Origin of the sequence: Shewanella sp. SACH, from assembly GCF_001887095.2 — a bacterium.
GTDB classification, from domain to species: Bacteria; Pseudomonadota; Gammaproteobacteria; order Enterobacterales; family Shewanellaceae; genus Shewanella; species Shewanella baltica.
Map to the genome: position 1 here is coordinate 1 of NZ_MPDG02000027.1, position 317 is coordinate 317.

At 39.1% G+C, this 317-nt stretch carries 2 tRNA genes; both read left to right on the forward strand.

The features are described 5' to 3' along the window. The first annotated feature begins 83 nt into the window (after nucleotides 1-83). Nucleotides 84-159 (forward strand) — tRNA-Gly (locus BM607_RS21630). A gap of 34 nt (nucleotides 160-193) precedes the next feature. Then, nucleotides 194-281: transfer RNA gene (locus BM607_RS21635), tRNA-OTHER, on the forward strand. The last annotated feature ends 36 nt before the right edge of the window (nucleotides 282-317 follow it).

Genomic DNA, 317 nt, shown 5'->3' on the forward strand with positions numbered 1-317 from the left:
CAAGGTATAGGTCATCGGTTCGAACCCGATATGTCGCTCCAAATTAAAACTTAGTGATTTACCAAATCATTAATACAGATTATGCGACATTAGCTCAGTTGGTAGAGCGATACCTTGCCAAGGTATAGGTCATCGGTTCGAACCCGATATGTCGCTCCAAATTCTAGACTGTCACAGTCTTAAAATGTGAAATGCGACATTAGCTCAGTTGTGGTTTTGATATGGCGATACCTTTTTTTTCAAGGTATAGGTCATCGGTTCGAACCCGATATGTCGCTCCAAATTAAAACTTAGTGATTTACCAAATCATTAATACA